The 1044-nt window shown below is 66.5% G+C and carries 1 protein-coding gene; it reads right to left on the reverse strand.

Annotated features, from left to right (window positions below; genetic code table 11):
• On the reverse strand, positions 1 to 870 hold an 870-nt coding region (locus BSP109_RS16805), incomplete at its 3' end, for a UDP-glucose/GDP-mannose dehydrogenase family protein (protein WP_146001238.1).
• Between the last annotated feature and the right edge of the window lie 174 nt (positions 871 to 1044).

Here is a 1044-nt window from a genome sequence, read left to right on the forward strand (position 1 = left end):
CACCCGCCGACGCATGTTGATCGAGTCGATCTCCCTGAGGAACGCCACCGCCTGATCGGCACCGAGCTCACCGGCACGGGCCATGAACGCGCGGATGTCCTTGGGCAGGCACCCGCCGCCGAAGCCGAGACCCGCGTTGAGGAACTTCCGACCGATCCGGTCATCCATCCCGATCGCATCGGCAAGGAGCGTGACATCGGCACCGGAGGTCTCGCAGAGTTCGGCCATCGCGTTGATGAACGAGATCTTCGTGGCAAGGAACGAGTTCGCCGCGGTCTTGACGAGCTCGGCGGTCGCGAAGTCGGCGACCAGGCGCGGAGTGTCGGCTTCGAGCATCGAGGCGTAGACCTCGTCGAGGGCCTCAGTGGCCGTCTCCCCGGCTTGCCCGTCGGCGACACCGTAGACGAGACGGTTCGGGTGGAGCGTGTCCTCGACGGCGTGGCCCTCGCGGAGGAACTCGGGGTTCCACATGAGGACTCCCCCGGCGGGTTCGACGAGTCCGGCGAGGCGACCGGCAGTGCCCACGGGCACCGTAGACTTGCCGACGACGACCGCCCCGGGCTGCAGGTGCGGCAGCAGCGCATCCACAGCCGCATCGACATAGGTGACGTCGGCGGCGAACTCGCCGGGCTTCTGCGGGGTGCCCACGCACACGAAGTGCACGCGCGCCTCGGCGGCATCGGCGATGTCGGTGGTGAAGTCGAGGCTGCCCTTGTCCTGGGCTTCGAGCAACAGGTCGGCGAGGCCGGGTTCGAAGAACGGGGGCCTGCCCTCGCGCAGGGCGCTGACCTTGGCCTCGTGGACATCCGACGCCATCGCGGCCGCGTGCACGGCTCCCAGGTACCCACAACCGATGACCGAAACCTTCACCCGCACACTCCCGTTCGAACCGAGCAATTTCACGCACACTATATGTCACCTGCTTGCACGATATCTGGAGGCGGAAACAGTACGCTTGGATTCGTGAAGCGTTTCCTCGATTTCCTCACCAATTCGACGGCAGCGGTGGCACTCGCGGCCATCGTCGTCGTCGGAGTCGTCCTG

The organism is Brevibacterium sp. Mu109 (assembly GCF_900169375.1).
Lineage (GTDB): Bacteria > Actinomycetota > Actinomycetes > Actinomycetales > Brevibacteriaceae > Brevibacterium > Brevibacterium yomogidense_A.